This is a genomic window from Curtobacterium sp. P97, from assembly GCF_023712445.1.
GTDB lineage: Bacteria > Actinomycetota > Actinomycetes > Actinomycetales > Microbacteriaceae > Curtobacterium.
Genome location: NZ_JAMAYF010000071.1, coordinates 1 through 474, shown reverse-complemented (window position 1 = coordinate 474; position 474 = coordinate 1). Strand labels below are relative to the sequence as shown.

At 68.8% G+C, this 474-nt stretch carries 1 protein-coding gene; it reads left to right on the top strand.

All coding sequences use genetic code 11. The features are described from left to right. Nucleotides 1–474, top strand: a 474-nt coding sequence (locus M3677_RS16975; protein ID WP_251161133.1) for an FAD-binding protein, incomplete at both ends; no start/stop codon positions are given.

Here is a 474-nt window from a genome sequence, read left to right as displayed (position 1 = left end):
GGCGTGGAGCCCTACACCGAGCCCGTGCCCGTGTTCCCCACGGCGCACTACTGCATGGGTGGCATCCCCACCGACATCAAGGGCGAGGTCTTCCAGGACTCCGAGACCACGATCCCCGGCCTGTACGCCGCGGGTGAGGTGGCGTGCGTGTCCGTGCACGGCTCCAACCGCCTGGGCACCAACTCCCTGCTGGACATCAACGTGTTCGGCAAGCGCGCCGGGATCTTCGCGGCGGAGTACGCGCAGACCGCCGGGTTCCTGCCCATCCCCGACGACGCCGTGGCCCGCACCGAGGCGCTGCTGGACAACGCCCGCAGCCCCCACGGCAGCGAGAAGGTCGCCGCCATCCGCAAGGACCTGCAGGACACCATGGACCTGAACATGCAGGTGTTCCGCACGGCCGAGACCATCCAGCAGGCGCTCACGGACATCGCCGCTCTCGAGGAGCGCTACGCGAACATCTCCATCCAGGAC